Source organism: Kitasatospora phosalacinea (assembly GCF_000716545.1).
Taxonomy (GTDB): domain Bacteria; phylum Actinomycetota; class Actinomycetes; order Streptomycetales; family Streptomycetaceae; genus Kitasatospora; species Kitasatospora phosalacinea.
In genome coordinates this window covers 66663-89226 of the sequence record NZ_JNWZ01000050.1, presented here as the reverse complement: position 1 = coordinate 89226, position 22564 = coordinate 66663, and the positions used below count along the sequence as shown (strand labels likewise).

General features: G+C 75.0%; 4 protein-coding genes. All 4 read right to left on the bottom strand.

Annotated features, from left to right (window positions below; genetic code table 11):
- A partial coding sequence (locus tag OO48_RS23795; RefSeq protein ID WP_245194776.1) for a bifunctional nitrate reductase/sulfite reductase flavoprotein subunit alpha occupies positions 1–2924 on the bottom strand: 2924 nt, incomplete at its 3' end.
- A 209-nt stretch (positions 2925–3133) separates the two neighbouring features.
- On the bottom strand, positions 3134–3520 hold the full coding sequence (gene paaI, locus OO48_RS23790; RefSeq protein WP_033219573.1) for a hydroxyphenylacetyl-CoA thioesterase PaaI: 387 nt from the start codon (positions 3518–3520) through the stop codon (positions 3134–3136).
- A gap of 430 nt (positions 3521–3950) precedes the next feature.
- Complete coding sequence (locus OO48_RS23785) at positions 3951–6803, bottom strand: AfsR/SARP family transcriptional regulator (RefSeq protein ID WP_033219572.1); 2853 nt, start codon at positions 6801–6803, stop codon at positions 3951–3953.
- 202 nt (positions 6804–7005) lie between these two features.
- Positions 7006–22560 (bottom strand): WXG100-like domain-containing protein, encoded by a 15555-nt coding sequence (locus OO48_RS23780; protein ID WP_033219570.1) that lies wholly within the window; start codon positions 22558–22560, stop codon positions 7006–7008.
- Positions 22561–22564: the final 4 nt, after the last annotated feature.

Below are 22564 nucleotides of genomic sequence, written 5' to 3'. Positions count from 1 at the left end.
GGGGGCGGCGGGGGCGGGGCCCCGGCGCCCCGGCCGAGGGCGGCCAGCACGCTGTCGAGCCAGTGGTCGGCGGTGCTCTCGTAGTCGGGCTCGCAGTCGACGCGGGGGGCCAGGCGGTGGGCGCCGAGCTCGGCGAGCCGGGTGTCCAGGCGGCGGCCGTGGCCGCAGAAGTCCTGGTAGTTGGAGTCGCCGAAGGCGAGGACGGCGTAGCGGCGGCCGTCGAGGCGGGCGGGGCTGGCGGCGGTGAGGGCCTCCCAGAAGCCGGCGCCGTTGTCGGGGGCGTCGCCGTCGCCGTAGGTGGAGGTGATCAGCAGCAGGTCGGCGTCGCCGGGGAGGGCGGCCGGGTCGGTGTCGGCCATCGCGTGCAGGGCGGCGGGGTGGCCGCCGGCCGTGAGGCGGGCGACGGCGGTGGTGGCGAACTCCTCGGCGGTGCCGGTCTGCGAGGCCCACAGGACGATGAGCTGGCGGGTGGTCGCGGTGGCGGCGGCCGGGGCGGGTTCGGTGGCGCGCGAGTACAGGCCGGCCAGCGCGCCGTTGACCCACTGGGCGTGCGCGGGGTCGAACGGGGCGTCGGCGGGGAGCACCGGCACGCCGGGCAGGCCGGTCGGGATGGCGGCCAGGAACCCGGCCAGGTACCGGCGTTCGCCCTCGGAGAGGACCGGCGGGGGCGCGGCGTCCAGCCCGAACACGGACGCCGAGGACGGGGAGGGGGCGGCGGCGACCGGGACGACGGGCGCGGCGGCGGCGGGGGTCGGAACCCTGGTCAACGAGACGGCGCAGTACTTGAGTTCGGGTTGGAAGGAGAGCGGGTCGACGGCGTCGGAGGTGACCGCGTTGACCGACAGGTACTCGCCGAACAGGTCGTTCCAGTGGAACGGCGCGAAGCAGCTCCCGCGCTGCACCCGGTCGGTGACCCTGGCGGGCAGCACGGCCCGGCCGCGCCGGGAGGAGACCTCGACGCCGTCGCCCTCGCCGATGCCGAGCGCGGCGGCGTCCTCGGGGTGGATCTCGACGAACGGCGACGGGTCCAGCTTGGCGAGCTTGGCGACCTTGGCGGTCTTGGTGAGGGTGTGCCACTGGTGCGGGAGGCGGCCGGTGTTCAGCACGAACGGGTAGTCGTCGTCCGGGAGTTCGGCCGGGTCGAGGTGCGGGCGGGGGTGGAAGGCGGCCCGTCCGCTGGGGGTGGGGAAGCGCGGGGTGCCGTCGGGCAGCAGGTAGCGGATCGGGTTGCGGTCGGGGCCGTCCGGGTCGGCGGCGGGCCACTGCACCGGGGTGTCGCGCAGCCTCGGGTAGGAGGCGCCGCGCAGGTCCCAGCCGGTGGCGGGGTTGTACGCCCGCTTGAGCTCCTCGAAGACCTGCTCGGCGTCGGTGAAGTCGAACCCCTCCGAGTAGCCCATGGCGCGGGCGACTTCGGCGATGATCCGCCAGTCCGGCAGGGCCTCGCCGGGGGCGTCGGCGGCGGGGCGGGCCAGGGTGAGGTTGCGCTCGCTGTTGATCAGCACGCCCTCGGTCTCGGTCCACAGCGCGGCCGGGAGGACGACGTCCGCGTAGGCGTTGGTCTCGGTGTCGGCGAACACGTCCTGGGTGATGACGAGTTCGGCCTTCTCCAGGCCCTCGATGACGGTGCGCCGGTTGCCGACCGAGGCGACCGGGTTGGTGCAGATGATCCAGCACGCCTTGATCTCGCCGTCGGCCATCTTGCGGAACATCTCGACGGTGCCCCGGCCGACGCCGTCGGCGCGCAGCGTGCCGGGCGGCAGGTTCCACAGTTCCTCGGTGAACTCCCGGTCGGCGGCGGCCAGGACGGAGCGCTGGCCGGGCAGGCCCGGGCCCATGTAGCCCATCTCGCGGCCGCCCATCGCGTTGGGCTGGCCGGTCAGCGAGAACGGGCCGCTGCCGGGGCGGCAGATGGTGCCGGTGGCCAGGTGCAGGTTGACCAGGGCGTTGGTGTTCCAGGTGCCGTGGGTGGACTGGTTCAGCCCCATCGTCCACAGGCTGGTGAACTCGCCCGCCTCGCCGATCAGTTCGGCGGCCCGGCGGATGTCCGCCTCGGCCAGGCCGGTGAGCTCGGCGACCCGGTGCGGCGGGTAGTCGGCGAGGAAGTCCGGCATCGCCGCCCAGCCCTCGGTGTGCCGCTCGATGAACGCCTCGTCGAGGTGCCCGTTCGCGTGCAGCAGGTGCAGCAGGCCGTTCAGCAGCGCCAGGTCGGTGCCGGGCCGCAGCTGCAGGAACAGGTCGGCCTTGGCGGCGGTGGCGGTGCGCCGGGGGTCGACCACGATCAGCTTGGCGCCCGCCTTGACCCGGTCCATCATCCGCAGGAACAGGATCGGGTGGCAGTCGGCGGCGTTCGAACCGATCACCAGGAACACGTCCGCCAGGTCGAGGTCCCGGTACGAGCCGGGCGGGCCGTCCGCGCCCAGCGACAGCTTGTAGCCGGTGCCGGCGCTGGCCATGCACAGCCGGGAGTTGGACTCGATCTGGTTGGTCCGCAGGTACCCCTTGGCGAGCTTGTTGGCCAGGTACTGGGCCTCCAGGCTCAGCTGCCCGGACACGTACAGCGCGACCGCGTCCGGCCCGTGCTCGTCCACGATCGCCCGCAGCCGCCGCCCGGTGGCGGCGATCGCCTCGGCGACCGGCGTCGGCACCGCGTCCTCGCCCCGGACGGTGCGCACCAGCGCGGTGGACAGCCGTCCGGGCGCGGCCAGCATGTCGGCGGTGGTCGCGCCCTTGGTGCACAGCCGGCCCCGGTTCGCCGGGTGGTCCGGGTCCCCGGAGGCCCTGCGCACGGTACGACGGCCGTCCGGGCCGGTGCCGACCTCCAGGAGCAGGCCGCAGCCCACCCCGCAGTAGGAGCAGACCGACCTGACCTGTTCGGTCCCCGGTCGCTGCGGCTTCGCTGCGTCCTGCGCCACCTGTCCGGCCACGGGAGCCCTTCCGTTCGACCTGCACCTGCCTGTGGCGACTGTAGGAAGAGCGCATTTCGCCGCTGTCTCCGCGACGAACGGTCGGCGGTTACACCGGCCGCACAGCGCCGCGCGGCGCCCGGTGAGGGCGGTCCCCCCGATCGGACACCCGGTGACCGGCACCGGCCGCGCGGTGCCCGGTGAGGCTGCGGGGCGACGGGCGCGGGTGCTCAGCCGCTGTGCGGGGGCCCCGTGACCAGCGTGCTCTGGCCCCGGAACTCGGCGACCACCGTGCCCGCGGCCGTCCGCACCGTGACGTCGTAGACGCCGTTCCGGCCCGCCAGGGTCCGTTCGACGGCCTCCGCCACCAGCTCGTCGCCGAGCTGCGCCGGGGCCAGGAAGGTGATCTGCGCGCCCTGGGCGAACGCGACCGGCCCGTAGCTGTCGCAGGCGTAGGAGAACGCGGTGTCGGCGAGCAGGAACACGTACCCGCCGTGCCCGATCCCGTGCGCGTCGGCCATCTCCTCGGTGACCTTCATCCGCGCCACCGCACGGCCACCGGACACCTCCTCCAGCACGATGCCCGCCCCACGGGCGGCCCGGTCACGTTCGAACATTGCGTCGATCCTGGAACGTCCCACTACAGACTCCCCCGGTGAGCTGCGCGTTCTGCGGAAGCAGCATTAGACCGAGCTGCTGACAGCCTGTCAATGCGGCCCCGGCGGGCGCGGGCCGGCTCCGTGCCGCCGGGCCCGGCCCCACGTCCGGGCCCGACGGCGGGCGGGCCCGGTGCGGGCCCGGCGGGCGGTGGGACGGCGGCTCCGGCGGGCCGTCGACGGACGGTCCGGCGGCCCCACCCGCCGTCGTACCGCCCCGCGGGGACGTGCGCGCCCGCCCGGTGGGCCCCCGCCGCACGGGGGGACGGCGGGCCGGGGCCGGCCTGGCGGGTGCGCACGGCCGTACGGTCATCCTGGCGGGGCGGGTTTGCCTTTCGGCTGCGTCCGGTTAACGTCCGGCCGACGCCGGGCCCGGACGCCCGGGCGGGCCTCAGACCGGTGACAGCAGGTCGGCCCGGCGGCGGTGCACGGCGGCGCTCCGGACCAGCCCGGCGGCGTCCTCGGCGCGGGCCAGGGCGCGCAGCACGTCGGCGGTGGCCTCGTCGTGGCCGATCCGCTCGGCCTCGGTGAGGGCGGTGCCGAGCCGGTCCCTGGCCTCGGCGTGCCGGCCCAGCCCGGAGAACGCCTCGCCGGCCGCGCTGTGCAGCAGGACGCGGCGCGGGTCGGGGCGTTCGCCGGTGCTCAGCGAGAGGCCGTGCAGGGCGTGGTCGAGGGCCTGCCGCGGGCGTCCGGTGTCGAGGTGGTGGCGGGCGAGGTGCTGGTGGGCGAGCGCGACGGTGTGCGGGTGGTCGGCGGCCAGCGCGATCTCCAGGGCCCGGGCGAGGCCGACCCCGGCGGCGTCGTGGTCGGCGAGTTCGGAGTGCACGGCGGCCAGGTTGATCAGGGCGATCGCCCGGCCGACCTGGTTTCCGGCCCGGGCGGCGAGTTCGGCGGCGGGGGTGAGGCAGGCGGCGGCCTCGTGCAGTCGGCGGTTGGAGACCAGCACCCAGCCGAGCAGCGCCCGGACCTGGCTCTCGCCGTCCGCGTCGCCGGCCTCCGTCGCCGCCTCCAGGGCGAGTTGGAGCTGCGGCACCCAGCCGTCGCGGACCCGGCGCAGGATCAGCGGCCACTGGGTGAGCACCAGCCGCCAGGCCCGCTCCGGGTCGGCGGTGGGGATCACCTCGGCGAGGGTCTCGCGGTGCGCGCCGAGCCACCGCAGGGCACTCTCGGCGGTGGTGAACTCGGGGAGAGCGCGCGGGCGGCGGCTGCCGGCGGGCGGTTCGCAGCAGGGCCGGCTGCCCGGCTCGGCGCACTGCGCGGCGGCCAGCCCGGCGTACAGGTACTGGTCGGCCAGCCGGGCCCGGGCGGCGCGCTGCTCGGCGCGGCCGGTCCCGGCGGCGAGTTGGCGGGCGTACAGCCAGACCAGGTCGTGCAGGGTGTAGTGCCCGGCGCCGGTCTCGGTGACCAGGTGGGTGGCGGCGAGCTGCTCCAACGCCTCGGCGGCGGCGTGGTGTTCGAGGTCGGCGAGGGCGGCGGCGGTGTGCGCGTCGACCATCGGGCCGGGGTGCAGCCCCAGCGCACGGAACAACCCGGCGGCGGTGGGCGGGAGTTGGTCGCAGGAGATCCGCAGGGCGCTGGTGACGCTGATCTCCTCGGCCGCCAGTCGGCTCAACCGGCGCTGCTCGTACCGGAGTTGGTCCGCGACGGCGGCCAGGCCCCGGCGCGGGTCGGCGGCGGCCTTGGCGGCGGCGATCCGCAGCGCGAGCGGCAACCCGTCGCACAGGTCGGCGAGTTCGCGGACGGCCTCGGGTTCGGCGGCGATCCGGGCCGGCCCGAGCACGCGGGACAGCAGGGCCGCGGACTCCTCCGGGCCCAGCACCGACAGCGGGACGGGGCGGGCGAGTTCGGAGGCGACCAGACCGAGCAGCCGGGCCCGGCTGGTGACCAGCGCGGCCGAGTCGGTGCCGGCCGGCAGCAGCGGGCGGACCTGCTCGGACTCCCGGGCGTTGTCGACCACCACCAGCAGGCGGCGCCCGGTGGTGGCCCGCCGGTAGAGCGCGGCGCGGCCGGCCAGGGTGGGCGGCAGGTCCGCCGGGTCGGTGCCCAGCGCGATCAGGAACTCGGCCAGCACGTCGCCGAGTTCGCGGTCGGGGCGGTCGCTGAACCCGCCGAGGTCGGCGAACAGCACCCCGTCGGGGAAGCGCCCGCCGTGCCGGTGCGCCCAGTCCAGCGCGAGCGCGGTCTTGCCGACCCCCGCCGGGCCGGTGACCAGGGCGATCGCCCCGTCCGGTCCGGCGCGCAACGCGTCGCCGAGGGCGGCGAGTTCGGCCGCCCGGCCGTAGAAGCCGCGCGGGGCCCGGGGCAGCAGGTCGACGACGGGCGGGGCGGCGGGCGGAGCGGCGGACGCGGCGGTGGGCTCGGGCTGCGCCACGGCGGCGAGTACGGCGGTGCACACCCGGACGGCCGTCCGCTGGACCGGAATGGTCGGCGAGGCCGGGGCCACGGCCCGGACGGCGGCGTCCGCTTGGGCGACCGGTTCGGCACCGTCCTCTCCGCCGTCGCCGCCCTCGCCGCGCAGGATGCGTTCGTACGCGGCGTTCAGGGCCCGGCCCGGGTCGACGCCGAGGCGGTCGGCCAGGGACTCCCGGGTGCGGTGGTACCAGTCGATGGCGTCGCACTGCCGCCCGGCCCGGAACAGGGCGAGCATCAGCGCGGAGACCAGCGACTCGCGCAGCGGGTGGGCGACCGTCTCGGCGCGCAGCAGTTCGACGGCCCGGGCGGGTTCGCCGAGCCGCTGGAGGTGGTCGGCGAGCATCTCGACGGCGGCCAGCCGGTTCTCCTCCAGGGTCTGCCGCCAGGCCTCCAGCGGGGTGCTGGCGACGGTGCCGGTGAGGGCGGGGCCGCGCCACAGCCCGAGGGCGTGTTCGAGGGCGCGGACCGCTTCGGCGCAGCGCTGCCCGGTCCGGGCGTCGGCCACCAGCGCGTCGAACTGCTCGACGTCCAGCAGCCCTTCGGGCAGGTGCAGGGTGTAGGCGTCGCCCGCGGTGGCGAGCCGGACGCCGTGCCGGTCGGCGTGCGCCCCGGCGAGCAGGGCGCGCAGCCGGGAGACGTGGCTCTGCACGACGGTGCGGGCGTTGGCGGGCGGTTCGTCCGCCCAGAGCGCCTCGGTGAGCTGGGCGACGGAGACGGCGCGGTTGCGGCGCAGCAGCAGCACGGCGAGCAGGCTGCGCCGCTTCTCCGGCCCGAGCTGGAGCGCGCCGTCCGCGCCGTCCGCCGCGACTGCGCCGAGCAGCCGGAATCTCACCGTGTACCCCCCACCGTGGTGCTTCGTCCGGTCAGGGAGGTTATCCGGTCGTTATCCGGTGCACGCCACCGGGGCCCTGAACCGGTAAGGCCGCCGGGCCCGGGTACGGACCCGGGTGCGGTCCCGCGTCCGGGCCCGGACGCGGCGGGACGGCCGCCGGGGTCCGCGTCGCGGTCCCGACGGCCGTCCCGTTCCGGCGGTCTCAACCGGACGCCCCCGGGGCGCCGCCCTTGGCCGCGGCGAACGCCCGCAGCGCGGCGACCCGGGCCGCGACCGCCGCGTCCGGCTGCGGCTCCGGCTGGGGCCCGGCCCCGGACGCCGACTCCGACTCCGGCGCCTGCTCGGGCCTGCGGTGGCGCAGCGTCAGTTCGCGGCTGCGGTCGGCCCGGGCGGTGACCCGGTAGTCCCAGTCGTCGCCGAGCCCGGGGGCACCGGCCAGCCGGACGGTGACCTCGTGGGGCGAGGTGCCGGGCGCCAGGTAGGTCTCCTGCTCGATCCGGCGGATCTGTTCCGCCAGGTCGCCGCCGTCCAGTCCGCGCACCTCGTGCAGCGGCAGCGGGGCGCCCTCGCCGGTGACGGTGAGGTGGAGCCGGCCGCCGGTCGGCACCCCGTCCGCCGCCAGGTGCCGGACGGCGTCGGCGGCGGTGGCCATCGCGGCGGTGACCAGCCCGTTGGCCGGGCCGTGGTCGGTCCACGCCTCGCGGTGGACGTCGTACCGCTGGTGCGCGGGCCAGCCGTCCTGCGCCCCGGCGAACAGGTCGTCGAGGGTGAGCGGCCCTTCGGTGCTCCGCTGCGCGAGGTAGTCGATCGCCTTGCGGGCCTCGCCGGCCGGCAGCGGGGCTCCCCCGGGGGTGCCGAGCAGGTCGCCGAGCAGGGCGGTGGCCCGTTCGGAGGTGCCGCCGGCCGCCCCGACCAGCCAGTGGGCGGCCCGGACCCGGGCCGTCGCGGTGTCGGCGTCGGGCCCCGAGGTGAACTCCCGCCCGTAGACGGCCCGTCCGAGCCGCGCCGTGCCGGTGAGCCGGTCGCGTTCGACGGGAGTGGCCTCGGCGTGGTCGTACGGCTGGTCGTCGCCCAGGGCGCGGTGCACCTCGTCGAGGAGCCGCGCGTCCTCGCCGTGGCGCAGTTCGCCGGTCCGCTGCTGTGCGGTGAAGGAGAGGTAGTGGTCGCCCGGGACGTCCGTGCTGGTGGTCTCCGCCAGCGGGATGTCGACGGTGAAGGGGACGAGGCCCTTCTCCTTGACCGGTTTGCGGTCGCCGTCGAAGAGCGTCAACTCGACCTCGGCGTAGCCGTGGTAGCGCGCCGTCGGGGACGGGATCTTGCCGTTGGAGACGGTCTGGCCGGACTCGCCGTGGCCGCCGCCCGCCCGCCAGGTGCGCTGGCCCCCGCCGACGAGCGCCGGGGTGTTGGTGGAGGAGGTGCCGCTGAACTTCGCGCCGAACTGGGCCTGGAGACCCCCGTTGGCCGTCGACAGGTCGAAACCGGTCGACCCGCCGGAGACCGCGTTGGCCGGGCTCAGCTCCGCCGCCTTGTCACTGCCCCGGTGCTCGAGGGAGACCACCTTCACGTCGACCTCGACGCCCTTGCCCCGGCCGAACGACACCCGCTTGACCGGAACGGTCTCCGCCCCTTGGGTCGCCGCCGCGTCCCCGTGCGCGGGGTTCCCCTGCGCGGTGCCGGGCGACGACGGGCTGTGGCCGTGCCGGGTGCGGGTCGGCAGGCTCGCCGACACCTCGATGCCCTGGGAGGCGGAGGTGAACAGGGCCGAGAGGTTGCCGTGCTTGGTGACCGTCCCGACCACGGGTTCCATCTGCTCCCAGGCCGACCGGCCGAAGTACTCCGGCCCGCGCAGCCGCGCCAGGTCCTGGATGCCGCCGACGTCGTCGAGGAAGCGCAGCACGTCGGTGTCGCGCAGTCCGCTCTCCCAGACCCGCTGCGGCGGGACGGACACGCTGACCGTCCCGGGGGCCTCCAGCGGGACGGACTTCGGCGGCTCCTCGCCACCGGCGGTGGGCTTCACGGACACGCTCTCGCCCTCCGCGGCGGGCTTCACGGGCGCGGCCCCGCCCCCCGCGGCGGGCTTCACCGGCACGGTCTGGCCGGTCTCGACGAGGCTCTCGAAGCCGATCACCGCCGTCCGCCGCCGGTACACGGAGGCACCGAACCACGGCCGCCGGTCGACGGTGAACTGGAGCTCCGCCTCGCCCCGGTAGGCGCTGCCCGGCAGTTTGGACTTGGTCGCCACACCGGCCGAGGTGCTGCTGTTGCGCACGTCCACGTGGTCCTGTCCGGCGCCGCCGGTGCCGGACAGGCCGGGGGTCAGCGAGACCGGCGCGCCCGGGACGGGCGCGGAGCCGGTGATCCCCAGCAGGCCCTGGTGGCTGTGGCCGGAGCCCTCGGTGCCGGCGAACGTCCGCTGCACGTCGGTGCCGGTGTTGAACTCGGTGGTGCCGGAGTCGCCGAGGTGCTCCATCCGGTCGCGGAGCACGGCGCGGACCCGGACGGTGGTCCGCCCGTGCCGCACGACGATCTCGTCCCCGGCCGTCATGCCCTTCAGGCGGGACTGCAGCCGGTCGGGGGTGAGTTCCCGGTCCAGCTTGCGGCGGATGCCGGACCAGTCGCTCCCGAACGGGTTGCGCTCCGGCTTCCGCCCCGGTTCCGCGGGCGTCCCGGCCTTCCGGTCCAGCAGGCCGGGCTTCCAGCCCGATTCGACCTGGGACAGCACGGACTCGCCGAACGTCCGCCGGGGCCCCGGGCTGCCGTCCGGACCGGCCGGGCCGTGCGCGTGCTGCGGCAGGGCGTGGACGTCGGTGACGACCGCCGAGGAGTCCAGCCGCCGCCGTCCGTCCGCGAAGCTCCCGGGCTGGGTGTCGGTGGTCCGCTGGACCGGGCCCTCCACCGGCCGGGCGTCGCGCTTCGGGACGGCCACCCGGGCGACCGTGTCGACCTGGTGGGTGACCGTGCCGTCCGGGACGCCCAGCCGGGTGAACTTCACCGTGACGTCGTAGGCCGCGTCGACGTCGAAGAACACGGCCGGTTCGACGTGCTTGCCCCGGTTCGAGGCCGAGCCGACGCTCTCCGCGTTCTGGCCCTGGCTGTGGTCGCTCCGGTGCGCGTAGGCGCCCAGGACGTCCAGCACTGGCGTCTTCACCTTGAACCGGGTGCCGAAGTACAGCCGCCGACGGGTGTCCCGCACGTTGCCGTGGCCGCTCGACGTGCGGGTGCCGGACTCGAACTCGTACTTCTCCGCCGACGAGTGGTAGACGGCGTCCGTCACCCGGGCCTTGACCGTGATCTCGGCCTTCCAGGTCGAGCCGGAGACCGTCTCGGTGATCTTCCCGCCCCGGGTGAGCCGGGAGAGCTGGGTCTTCAGCGCGATCCGGTCGAGGGCCGCGTCGAGCCGCTCCTCCGTCTTCGCCGAGGGCGCGCCGTGCTTGGCCCGGAGCGCGCCCTCCACCGTCGCGCGGACCTGGTCGGCGCCGCGCAGGGTGTGGACGACGTACGAGGCGTTCAGCTCGTGCTGCTCCAGCATCCGGCGGGGCGCGGTGTGGGTGGCGGTCCGCGGGGCCTCCGAGGCGTTGCGGCGCTCCCCGGACGCACCCTCCTCGCCGCCGGACCGGACCGGGGGCGCGAAGGCGACGGTGCCGTCCTCGCCGCGCGGCGCCCGGACCTTGACCGTCTCCCGGGCGTCGAGGCCCACCTCGACCCGGACCGGGGCCGAGACGGCGGGCCGGTCCCCGGCCTGGTCGCCGGGCCGGCCGAAGCTGACCTCCACCGACAGCTCGGCCCCGTAGATCACCTGCGGGGCACCGTACTTGCCGTTGGCGTACACCCGGTCGGCCTGCCGGCCCTGGCCGCCCTTGCGCTCGCGCTGCTGGCCGGCCCCGGTCGCGGCCAGCTCGAAGCCGGGCGTGCCCGGGACCGGGGTGCCGCCCAGCTCGCCGTTGCCGAGGGTGGTGCGCGCCAGCAGCCGACGGTCGACCCGGAACGTGCTGGTCTCGTTGAGCGGGTTGAGCTCGGCCTTGCCGTCCTCGCGCCGGTACGTCATGCCCTCGACCTTGGCCACGGCCCGGATCACCAGGTCCTCCTTGCCGGGGACCTTCACCTCCAGCGCCTCGCCCCGGGTCATCCCGGTCAGCCGGGCGGCCAGGTTCGGCTGGCTGAAGCTCCGCATCACCTGGTCGCGGACGGCGTCCCACTCCTTGCCGAACCGCTCGCGCCCCGCGGCGTCGACCGCCGAGCGCAGGGCGGCGGTGCTCTCCAGGTCCCGGACCACCACCGTCTCGTCCAGCCCGCCCCGGTCGTTGCCGCCGTGCCAGACCGAGTCCGGCGGGGCGGGGACCTCGTGCTGCGGCGGCTGCTCCTGCTTCTCCTGCTGCTGCTCCGGCTGGTCCTTGGGCTGCTGCTGCTCCGGCTGGTCCTTCGGCGGGGTGGACCCGGAGTCCTTCGCCGCCGGGGGCCGGGTGTCCGCCCGGTCGACGAGCAGGCGGACGTCCGCCGAACCCGCCTCGTGCGCGTCGGCCTTGCCGTTGAACGACAACGCGAAGCGCACGGAGCCGTCGTAGACGACGCCCGGCACCTTCGACTTGCTGGTGAGCTGCGAGACCCGGCTCTCGCCCACGATCTCGACGCGGTCCCGGCCCAACCGCCCGGCTCCGCCCCCGCCGAACACGGCGGGGCCCGGCCGCAGCACCTCCATCAGCCCGAACTGGCCCGCGTCGCCCTCGGTCGTCACCGAGCTGCGGACCTGCTGGACGGAGGTGCCGATGTTGAACTCGGTCTCCTGGGTCGTACCGGTCTGCCGGAGGTCCGCGACCCGGGCGCCGATCTCGACCGTGCCGATCCGGTTGCCCTGCCCGTCGGTCAGCGTGACGGTGACCGGTTCGCCCGCCGTCATGCTCTTCAGGTTCTGCTGCAACAGGCCGAAGTCGACCTCGGCGAGGACCTTCTCCCGCATCGCGGGCCAGTTGTCGCCGAACTCCTGCCGCGCCGCCTGCTCGACGTGCTCCAGCAGCGTCTCCACCGGCTGCCGGCCCTCGGCCCCGCCGCGCGGCGCCAGGTCCAGCACGATCTCCGGCCCGCCGACCCGGCCGTCCAGCAGCCGCTGCGGGGGCGTGCGCTGCTCGTCCTCCGGCTTGGTCCCGGTCTGCTCCGGGACGGCGACGGTCAGCCCGAGGTCCGCCTTCCCGGTGCTGTCGCCGGAGGCGGTGCGCACCGGGGCGCCCTCGTGCCGCAGGCCGCCGAAGTCGACCTGCAACTGCATCGTCGACTCGTACAGGTGCGCGGTCTGGACGGTCTTCGAGCGCGCGACCATGCCGCCGAGGTCCATGGCGACCTGGCTGTGGCCCTGGTCGTGGAAGTACCCGATCATCTCGGTGGGCTCCCAGGGGCCCAGCCCGTGCCGGGCCCGGAGCCCGGCGTTGTACTGCCACTGGACGTCCCGGAGGCCGCCGGTCGCCACGGTCCGGTCCGCGCCGTTCTCGAACTCCAGCTTCTTGGTGCCGCCGTCGACCGTCTTGGTGACCTGGCCGCTCAGCTTGACGCTGCCGCTCCAGCCGTCGCCCTCGAACGGGACGCTCCACGTCTCGCCCCGGGAGAACGCCCTGAGCATCGGACGCAGTGTCGCCGGCCCGAAGTGCGCCTCGGCGAACGCCCGGACCGCCGCCCGGTCCCCCGGCACCGCCTGGGTGAGGATGTCGACGACCTGCTGCCGGAGCGCCCCCTCGTGCTCGGTCAGGCCGATCACCAGGTCGGTGCCCGCGATCGGTCGCGGCTCGACGATGCTCCCCTTCTTCGGAGCCTCCGGCTCCTCGGTCTTCGCCTTCTGCTCCTCCGGAGCCTTCTGCTGCTCCTCGGGCGCCTTCTGCTGTTCGTCCGGCGTCTTCTGCTGCTCCGGGGTCGGGTGCGGCGGCTGCTGCTCGGTGGCGGGCGGCACCGGCCGGCTGCCGTCGTAGTGGTCGCCGTGGTGGTACACCGTCACCGGCTGCCCGTGCACCGGGCCGAGGACCGCCCGGGGGATGCCGTCGTGGCCGACCACGCGGAGGCTGAGGCCCAGTGCGTGGGCCGCGGCGGCCGGGAGCATCTCGCCCGCGTTGCTCCCCCAGCGGGCCTCCCAGTTCCGGACGGTGTCCAGCAGGGCCGCGCGTTCCCGGGCGGACGGGGGCGGGGGGTTCCCGGCGGCGTGGTCGCCGAGGGTCTGCAGCGTGTCGGCGGGGAGGCCGAGCGGGTTGCCGGAGCCCAGCGCGTTCCGGGCGATCAGGTCGTTGCGGTGGTTGGAGACGAGCTCGGTCGGCCACTGCTCCGGGGGCAGCGTGCCGAAGTGGTTCTCGACGGCGCTCCGGAGCTGTTCGGCCGTGCTGCGGCTCCCCGCCGCTCCGGGCGTGCTGACCGCGATCGAGTGCAGCAGGCAGAGGCCGTCCCCCGGCACCTGCACGCGCGGCCCCACCGGCGGGAACTGCCGTTCCACGGCGTCCTCCCAGTCGGGGGTCGGCGAGCGGTGGGAGTCGGACAGCGACATCCGGTCGACCGCGTCGTGCCACACGGTGGACGACGAGTCGTCGGACCGCACCGAGGCCGTGTCCGTTTCCCGGGCCGGGCCGGAGTGGTCCGAGGCGCCGAAGGTGTCGATGTCCATCGGGTCGGGCCGGTCGGCGGAGCCGGTGAAGGTGCTGAAGCGCTCCATGAACTGCGGGTCGTGCGGCCCGGAGATGTTGTTCTCGTGCGGGTCGGCGACGGAGGCCCAGACCGTCCAGTCGGCCCGGTAGTTGTCGGGCATCGCCCCGTTGGCGACGGTCACCTTGCGGTCGGTCAGGTCGGCCCAGCGCAGCGTGCCGTCCCGGTCGTGGACCAGGGCGACCGCGTGGCCGTGACCGCTGCCGGACGCTCCGATGCCGAGCACGGTGGCGAAGCTGCCGGGCCCGCCGTCCCGCACCCGGTCCATCAACTTCTGTACGGCGTCCGGCCCCTGGCCGAACAGCGCGGGCCCGTCGTGCCGCTTCCAGAGCGTGTTGCCGGGGATCGGCTCGACGGTGCCCTGCACCGTCCGGCCGGAGACCCGGGGGCGCCCGAAGTGGGTGTCCCGGTACGCCTCGACGTTCTCCAGGCAGGCGTTCAGGTCGTTGCCGGGCCGGAAGAGCGCATCGGGCGACGCCGGCTCGCGGTGCGGATTGACCTTCTGCAGCAGCGAGTTGCTCATCGGCGGGTGCAACTTGGGCGCGCCGCCGAGGTAGTTGACCAGCTCGCCGGTCAACGGGTGCTCCGGGCCGATCCGGTCGTAACCGCGGTCCGTCATCACGGCGGAGCTGTTCTCGTACTCGGGGGTGCGCTGCCGCTTGGCGACCGGCTCACCGGAGGACTCCTCCTCGTCCTCCTCGCGGCCGCGCTTGGTCCCGGGCTCGGCCGCGCCCTGCGGCTGGTGGGCCGGGGGCTGGTCGGTCGGAGGCTGGTCGGCCTCCTTCATCACGGCGTCGCCGTCCCGGTCGACGGGGTGCGGTTCGACCGGCGGGGTGTCGAGGTCCATCGGCTCGGCGGCGGGGCTGCGCGGCGGCGAGTCCAGGTCCATCGGTTCGGCACCGCGCTGCACGCCCGGCGGGGGCGGTGACGGCAGCGAGCCGAAGCCCTGGGCGCCGGTGCCCCGGTGGCCGCCCGCGGCGGGGTGCGAGGCGGGCGGCGGGGGCGGCGGCATCGATCCGGGGTCGGCCTGGCGGCGCTTGGCCGACGGCGCGTCCGTCATCAGGGTGTCCTCGTCCGGGTCCACCCGCCGCTTCGCGGGGCGGGTGGGCGGCGGGGACGCCATCGGGTGGTCCTGGCCCTGGGTGGGCGTCTGCGTGCCGTGGTCCTGCGAGGCCATCGGCACGTCGGTGTCCTGGGTCGCCATCGACACGTCGGTGTCCGGGGTCGCCATCGGCACGTCGGTGTCCGGGGTCTGCGACCGGGGCGTTCCGGGGGGCGGGGTGGCGCCGATCTCGCGGCCCTCGGCCCCCGGTCGGGCGTCCCGGACCGGGTGGTGCATGCCCTCGGCGCCGACCACGGGGTTCGCCGACTGGTGGGGCTGGTGGGTGAAGTCACCGGAGGAGGAGACCGGCACCTTGCCGCCCGCGTGGTCCAGCATGCCGTGCTCGGCGACGATGTTGACCGCGCTGGGGCTCGGCGCCTTCTTGGCTCCCGGCTGGTGCAGTTCGACCATGTCGGCCTCGGTCTTCGGGGCCATCAGGTCGCGCAGCTCGCGCGGCACCAGTCCGGTGTCCTCCAGGCTGCGCAGGCCGCGCAACAGGTCCAGGGTGTGCGGCGAGTACAGCGCCTCGGGCGGCAGTTCGCCCTTGGCGACCGCGGTGAGCACGTCCTGGTCGCGGATCACGTGCGGGTCCAGGTAGTTCTGGATCCACTTGTTGGTCAGCTCGTCACCGAAGCGCAGGTTGGAGGCGCTGTTGGACAGCCGGTCGGTGATCTTCACGACCAGCCCCGGCACGTCCTCGACCTTGGCGCCCACGGCCTGGTCGAACAGGCCGGCGGGGTGGCTCTCGCCCGCGCCGGCCCGCGGGAAGGCGCCCCCGTACTGCTCGGCCACCAGGGCGAGGTCGGCGTCGGCCTTGGGCAGCAGGCCGTCCGCGGCCTTCTGCCGCGCGGCGTCGGTGCCGCGGGGCTTGAGGGTCTGCCCCGCCTCCGCGCGGCGCCGGGCCGCCTCTTCCCGCCGCAGCTGGTCCCGGTCGTTCGGCAGCGTGTCGGCGAGTGCCTCCAGCCGGTCGGTCCCCACCGCGCCGGGGTCGGTGCGCAGTTCGCGCGCCAGATCCTTGAGGTCCTGGCGGTTCGTTCCGAGGCGGTCGTACGCGCCGGAGAGGTCGTCGAGCCGGTCGGCGAGCCGCTCGTACGCGGCCGGGCGGCCCGGACCGCCGGACGGTTCGGCGGCGGCCTGACGGGCGGCCGCGACCGTCTCGTCCAGGTGGCGCGGGCCGGTGACGCCGTGCACCAGGGCGAGGTCGTCGACGGCCTGCTCGCGGACCTTGGCGTGGACGTCCGCGAGGGCGTCCCGCATCTCCTGGAGGTGCTGCGGCGACGGATCGGCGGAGAACCGGTCCACGGTGTCCGAGTACCGGTCGAACCCGGCCTTGACCGGGCCCGGGCCGCTCAGCCCGGTCCGGTCCAGCTGCTCCCGCACCTCCTGCCTGGCCGCGACGGCGCTCGGCGGGTCGTCCGTCTTCGCCGGGCTGAACGCGGGCGCCAACCGGTCGTTGCCGTACGCCTTCCCGAGGTCCACGTCCGTGGTGGTGTAGGCCAGGTCGCGCCAGGCCAGCGCGGCCTGCTCCTGGCTGTTGGCACCGAGCCGCTTGAAGGCCTGCTTCCCCGGCTGGTCGAAGACCCGGTGCGGGTCGGCCGCCATGGTGTCGGCGAAGTCGGAGAAGACCCTCGACGCCTCCGCCCGGTGCTGCTCGTCGCCGAACGACCGGGCCTTGAACACGGCGGCCGTCACGTACTTGTGCACCATGTAGTCGGCCACCACGTGGTTGCGGTTGACCACCGCGGGGTCCAGCCTGACCTTGCCGTCGGCCATCCGGCGGACGGTCTTCTCGGCGTGCGGCTCGGCCGCCATGACACCGTGGTCGGAGTGCCCGAACGCGGCCCGGTAGGCGTCGTCCGCCTGCCGTTGCGCGAAGGCGTCCTTGCTCTCCTTGTCGCCCTTCTTCAGCGGCGCGGACCAGGAACTGCCGTCCAGGGCGCCCCGGTGCGTCTTGAGGTCCTGCGCGAGTTCCCGCTCCCGCTCCTGCAAGTCCTCGACCCGGCTCCGGTAGACGTTCCGGACGGTCTTCGCGGCGCTCTCCGCGGGGCTCTCCATCGGTTTGCCGTCCGGGCCCACCAGGCCCGCCAGGAGGCGCTTCTGGTGCTCGTCCTGGTAGGTGGTCTCGGCGTCCTGCAAGCGCTGGTCGGCCGCCTGCTTCAGGTCGGCGACGATGCGGCGCTGGTCCTCGATCCGGGTCGCGGTGTCCTTGTCGCCCCGGGCCACGGCGTTGTCGACGATCTGCTTCTCGGCCTGCTGACGGGCGTCCTGCAACGCCTTGAACGCCGGCGTGCCGGGCTTGGGCGCGCCCTTGAGCAGGGCCGACTCGTGGTCGTAGATGGCCAGTCGGCCCCGCTGCTCCTCCAGGTGCGCCTTCGCGGTCTCCAGGTTGCGCTGCTCGTCGGCCAGCTCGGCCCGGCGCTCCGGCGTCTGGCCGGCGATGTCGTCCAGCTGCCGGTTCACCTCCGCGAGCCGTTCGGGCACGTTGCGGCGCAGCAGGTCCAGGTGCAACTGCTTGCGCTGCCCGTACTCCGCCATGATCGCGTTGGTGTCGCCGTCCTTCAGGGCGGACCGCTCGTAACTCATCAGCTCGGCCGCGACCTTGTCGAACTCCGTGGAGTCCGGCAGGAAGTCCTTGATCGCCTTCCGGGCGTCCTCGCCCTTGATCTTGTGCGAGAGCTCGTCGTCGGCCTTCGCCTTCGGCGGCGGCGGGGGCAGGTGCGAGGCGTCCGCGCCGTGCGGGCCGGGGCCGGCCTGCGGACGGGCGGCCGCCGGGGGCGGCGTCGGCTCGGCGGTCGCCGGCTCGGACGGTGGCTGCTCGGACGGCGGCCGGCGGTCCGGGGCGGGGCTCCCGTCGCCGTCGACGTGGTCCATGAACTCCCGGAGGCCCTCGTACATCCGGTTCTCGGCCGTGGTGGCGTGCACCGGGTTGGCGTGCCCCGTGTGGACCTCGTCCGGTTTCCCGCCGTACAGCTTCTCCAGCAGCGGCACCATGGCCGGCTCGTTCTCCCGCACCCAGGCGGCGCCGTTGTTGCGCGGTTGGCCGGTGTAGGGGTCGGTGCCGTGGTTGTTGCCCAGGTACGCGTTGGTGAGCTGCGCGAAGTACTCCTGCTCGTCCCGCGAGGAGTAGTTCGTCTCGCCGTCGGCGCCGCGCAGCGGGCCGTCCGGCCAGGCGGCGTTCGGGTCCTCGCGCTTCCCGTTGAAGGTGTCGGTGATCAGCTGCTGGTCGTGCGGGTCCAGGCCGAACCGGTGCACGGTGTGGCTGAACTCGTGCGTGGTGGTGGAGTACCCGTCCTGGTAGTGCCCGTCGGGCCCGATCGGGGTGTGCTCGCCGAGCAGGTTCTCCTCGGTGACCGCCGAGTGCCGCCCGCCGGAGCCGCGCATGTCGTCGTAGCCGCGGCCGCCGCCCGCCGAGGAGTCGTTGTGCACCCCGCTCAGGTGGTTCAACTCCGGGACGTCCGGCATCCGGACGTCCTTCGGGACGATCACGACGTCGGCGCCGTTCTTCAGCAGCCGCGCGGTGGTCTCCGGGTCCTGGAGCATCCGGGCGACCTGCTGCTGCGCCTCCTGCCGCGCCGAGGGCGCGCGCTCCGCGCGCGGGTCCACGTGCACCATCAGCTCGGCCGCGGTGCGCGCGAACTCCCTCGGCGGCAGCCCGTCCTTCAGCGCGTCCACCGTCTGCGGGTCACGGGCCAGCCAACGCCGGTTCTCCGGCGTCAGGTTGGCCAGTTCCTGGGCCCGCTCCTGCGGCGACATGTGCGGGAGGTCCCGCCGCAGCCGGTCGGCGCCGGCCGGCGGCACCGCCGACGGCTCCTCGCGGCCGGACCGGTCCGCCGGGTCGTGCACCGGAGCTTCCAGCGACCGGTCGTGGCCACCGGCCGGCGGCGCGCCGTGCTCGGTCGGCGGGACGGGCGGGGCGTCGTGCGGGGTCGACGGGGTGTCGTGCGTGCTCGACGGGGTGTCGTGCGGGGTCGGCGGCGCGTCGTGCGCGGTCTCGTCGCCGAGGCCCCGGGTGGACGGCGCCGGGCTGCCCCGGTCCGGGCCCGGGGCGGGAGGGGCGTCGTTGCCGCCGGGCCGGACCGTGTCCGCCGGGTCGTGCCCGGTCCGCTCCGGGGGGAGGTAGCCGAGGCGCAGGTTCCCGGATTCGGTGGTGACGGTCGCGTCGTGCGGCGCGCCGTTCGGGTTCGGCCGGCCGGCGTCGGTCAGCTTCACCGCCGGGACGCCCAGCATCTCGGCCACGCCGGGGATCCGGTGCTCGGTGCTCGTCGGGTGCTCGTGGACGTGCGAAGTCCCGGTGACCAGCACGTACTTGCCCGGGCCGCCGCTCGAAACGGCGTGGTTCATGTAGGAGTTGAGCAGCCGCGCGCGCTCCTCCAGCGCCTGCGTGCCGGGTCCGTACGGCCGCCGCGCCGGGTAGCCGTCCACCGCGTGGACCGTCACCCCTTCGGCCTTCGCCCGCACGACGGTGTCGTACAGGCCCTTGCCGTCCGGGGAGTTCATGGCGCCGTCGTACGTGCGGAGCATGTTCTCCAGGTTCGGCGACATGGTGCCGCCGGGGCGCTGGTAGGCGTCCAGGTCGCGCTGGAAGGCGTCGTCGCGGAGCGACTCGACGTAGATCCGGTCCACGCCCGCGGCCTTCAGGTCGTGCATGTTCTCGCTGAGGAAACCCCAGCTCGGCGACTGGCTGTGCGACTCGCCCAGCACGATCCCGTCGAAGCCGGGACGGCCGTCGTGCCCGCCCAGCAGCCGGTTCACGCCGTCGGCCGCGGAGGTCGAGCCGTCCAGCTGGTCCGTCACCCGCTGCCCGTCGACCGGCTGCCAGGTCCGCTGCGAATCCTGGCGGGCCAGCCGCTCCAGCACGTTCCGGCGGGCCTCCTGCTGCTGGAAGTGCTCCTGCGTGCGGAAGTCCAGGCTGCCCGCCGCCTCCAGCACCTGGTTGCCCTGGAAGGCCATGGCCTCCGGGCCGAGCTCGGTGCGCAGCGGGTCGGTGACCGCCTTGGCGGCCCCCAGGTGCAGGGCCTTGAAGGTCAGCGGGTCGAGGTGCGACTTGAACGACTGGGAGTACGGGCTGACCTTGACGTCCGGCCTGCCGTCCGGCAGCAGGTTGCCCGAGTCGTGCCGCCCCCACGAGCTGTGCGGGAGGGAGTTGGCCGCCGCCTCCAGCTCCCCCGTCAGCCGGAAGTTGAGCTTGTTGCCGAGCTTGTACCGGCGCAGCGCCGCCGGATCCGCCGCAGGCGGGTGGATCAGGGCCGGGCCGGCCGGGTGCTGGTGCAGTTGCGCCAGCTCGGCGGCGGTCGGCGGCTCGTCGACCGGACGGATCCGGGTGTCCGCCGGCGGCGGGGGCGGCGGCAGCTGCTCGTCCCGGCTCCGGTCGTTGCGGTCGTTGCGGGAGGAGGACGGCGCGGCCCCGTCCGGATCGCCGAGAGCCCGCGACGTCCCGGCCTCCTGGTGCGGCGGCGGGGGCGGGGACGGCAGTCGGGGGTCGGACACCCGACCGGCGCCGGAACGGATCGTGCCGCCACCGGACTCACCGGCCTCGGTGCGGACCGGACCGGTCACCGGGGTCTGCCGACCCCCGCCCTGCGGCGGAACGGCCCCGGCGGGCGTCGCCCGGCCGGAACCCCCGGCCCCACCGGAGACGGCACCGGGCACGTACGCGCCGCCCATCATCGGGTTCGGCGTGCCGGCCGGGGGCTGCGCGGCGGTCGACGACGGCGCGGCCTCCGGGACCGCGTCCGGCAGCACCTGGCCGGGCAACTGCTCCGGCCCGGCCGGACGCGCCGCCGCCGGGGCGGACGACGTCCGGGTGCCACCGTCCAGGTGGGTACCGCCGCCACCGGCCAGGTTCGCGGCGCCGCCGAGCACACCCGACAGGTTCGGCACCGCGGACTGCTGCGCCGTCGTGGAACCGACAGGATGCTCCGTCACCCTCGGCGCAACGGTCTCGTTCGTCGACGCAGGGCTTTCCTGGCGCGGAACGGAGGTCTCGTGCGGCTGCGGCGTGGGCCTCTCGTGCGGCTGCGAGGCAACGTGCTCGGCAGGCGGCGTGGCCGACTGGTGCGACTGAGCCACCGGCTCCTGACGCGGCGCGGGCGCCTCGTGCGACGCGGGCTCCTGACGCGGAACGGGAGTCTCGTGCGACTGCGACTGTGGCTGCGGCGTCTCGTGCGGCTGCGGGGCAGGCGTCTCGTGCGGCTGCGCGGCCACCGGCTCCACACGCGGCGCGGGCTCCTGACGCGGAACAGGGGTCTCGTGCGACTGCGACTGCGGCGTCTCGTGCGGCTGCGGCGCGGGCGTCTCGTGCGGCTGCGAAGCAACGTGCTCGGCGGGCGGCGTGGCCGACTGGTGTGACTGAGCCACCGGCTCCTGACGCGGCACCGGCGCCTCGTGCGACTGCGGGACAGGTGTCTCGTGCGGCTGCGGCGCGGGCGTCTCGTGCGGCTGCGAAGCAACGTGCTCGGCAGGCGGCGTGGCCGACTGGTGCGACTGAGCCACCGGCTCCTGACGCGGCACCGGCGCCTCGTGCGACTGCGCCACCGGCGCCTCGTGCGACTGCGCCACCGGCGTCTCGTGCGACTGCCCGGTCGTCGGGTTCACCGAGTGCACCATCGCCGGTTCGGCTTCGGTCCTCGGTGCGGCCGTCCGCGTGTCGACGCGGGGGACGGCGGTTTCCTGGGACTGCGGGGCCGCCTGCTCGTGGGGAGTGGGGGCGGGGGTGGCCGTCTCGTGCGTGGTGGTCCCGGTCGGGGTGCTCGCCGTGGTCCCGGTGCTGCGGTCGGAGCCGAACGGCACCAGGCCGGTCACCTTCGACTCGCCCGCGCCCGTCGCGGAGGAGTGCCCGACGGACGAACCCGCGCCGACGGACGAGGATTCCGTACCGCTACTGCTACCACCGCTCCGCGTACCGGCAGCGGCACCGGCACCGGCACCGGCGGTCTCCGTGGCCCCGCTGTCACCGGTGGTCGTCCCGGACGGGCCTCGGTAGGTGCTGTCGCCGGAGGAGGTGGCGGGCTTGGTGAACGTGGGCGGGCCGTCGTGTCCGGCACCGGCGGTGTCGGGCAGGTCGAGCTTGGGGGTGTCCACCGCCTTGGGGACGTTCGTGTGGCTCTTGATCGCGGAGGCGCCGGCGTGCAGGCCCGCGCCCGCGCCGCCGGACAGACCGGAGCCGAGCAGGGAACCGCTGTCGACGCCGCCGGTGGTGATCAGCTGGGTGGAGACGTCCGCGCCGACGCCGATCGCCGCGCCCGTGGCCACCTTGCCGGCGGTCGAGTTGAGGGCGTTCTCCGCGCCGAGCTTCTTGCCGCCCGCGCCGATGCCCTTGCCGATCAGGTGGGCCGAGGCGCCGCCGACCGCGCCACCGAGGGCGTTCTGGCCGACTTCCGACATGTTGATGCTCTTGCGGTGGCCCTCGGCCAGCTCGATGCCCTGGGCCAGGAAGTTGATCGCGGCCATCTGGGTGGCCTGTTTGGCCGCCATCTTGAGGGTTTCCTTCAGCAGTTGCTTCAGGATCTGCTGGACGACCACCCGGCTGGCGCCGATCATCACCGGCACCTGGAGCAGCGAGGCGCCCGCGGTGAACGGCGCCTCGGCCTCGGCGGTGGCCAACTCGAACGCGAGGATGCCGAGTTGGGCGATGATCTGGATCTTCGCGGTCTCTGCGGAGTTGGCCATCTCCTCCAGCATGTCGCCCATGCCGTTGAGCGAGTCGACCGCGCCGGGCAGGGAGCCGGGCTTGTCCGGGGTGCCGCCGCCGACCGTGTACGTCTCTTCCCAGTACTTGCCCAACGCCTCGGCGGCGACGCCTTGTTGGCCGTCCAGGGCTCGTTTGACCGTCGAATCGGCGCTCTGCGCGGCGTCCTTGAGGTTCTCGGCCGCCTTGCGGCAGTGCTCGGCCATGTGGCGGAGCTGGTCCTCATCGGCCTCGGGCCAGCGGGTGCCGGCCAGCAGCAGCAGGACCCACTGGAGCGGCTCCGGGAGTTCGACGGCCATCGGG

Bases quoted from the DNA above. Each gene is read 5' to 3' on its own strand.
- OO48_RS23780 (WP_033219570.1), bottom strand. From the start codon at position 22,560: ATGGCCGTCGAACTCCCGGAGCCGCTCCAGTGGGTCCTGCTGCTGCTG.
- paaI (WP_033219573.1), bottom strand. From the start codon at position 3,520: ATGTTCGAACGTGACCGGGCCGCCCGTGGGGCGGGCATCGTGCTGGAG.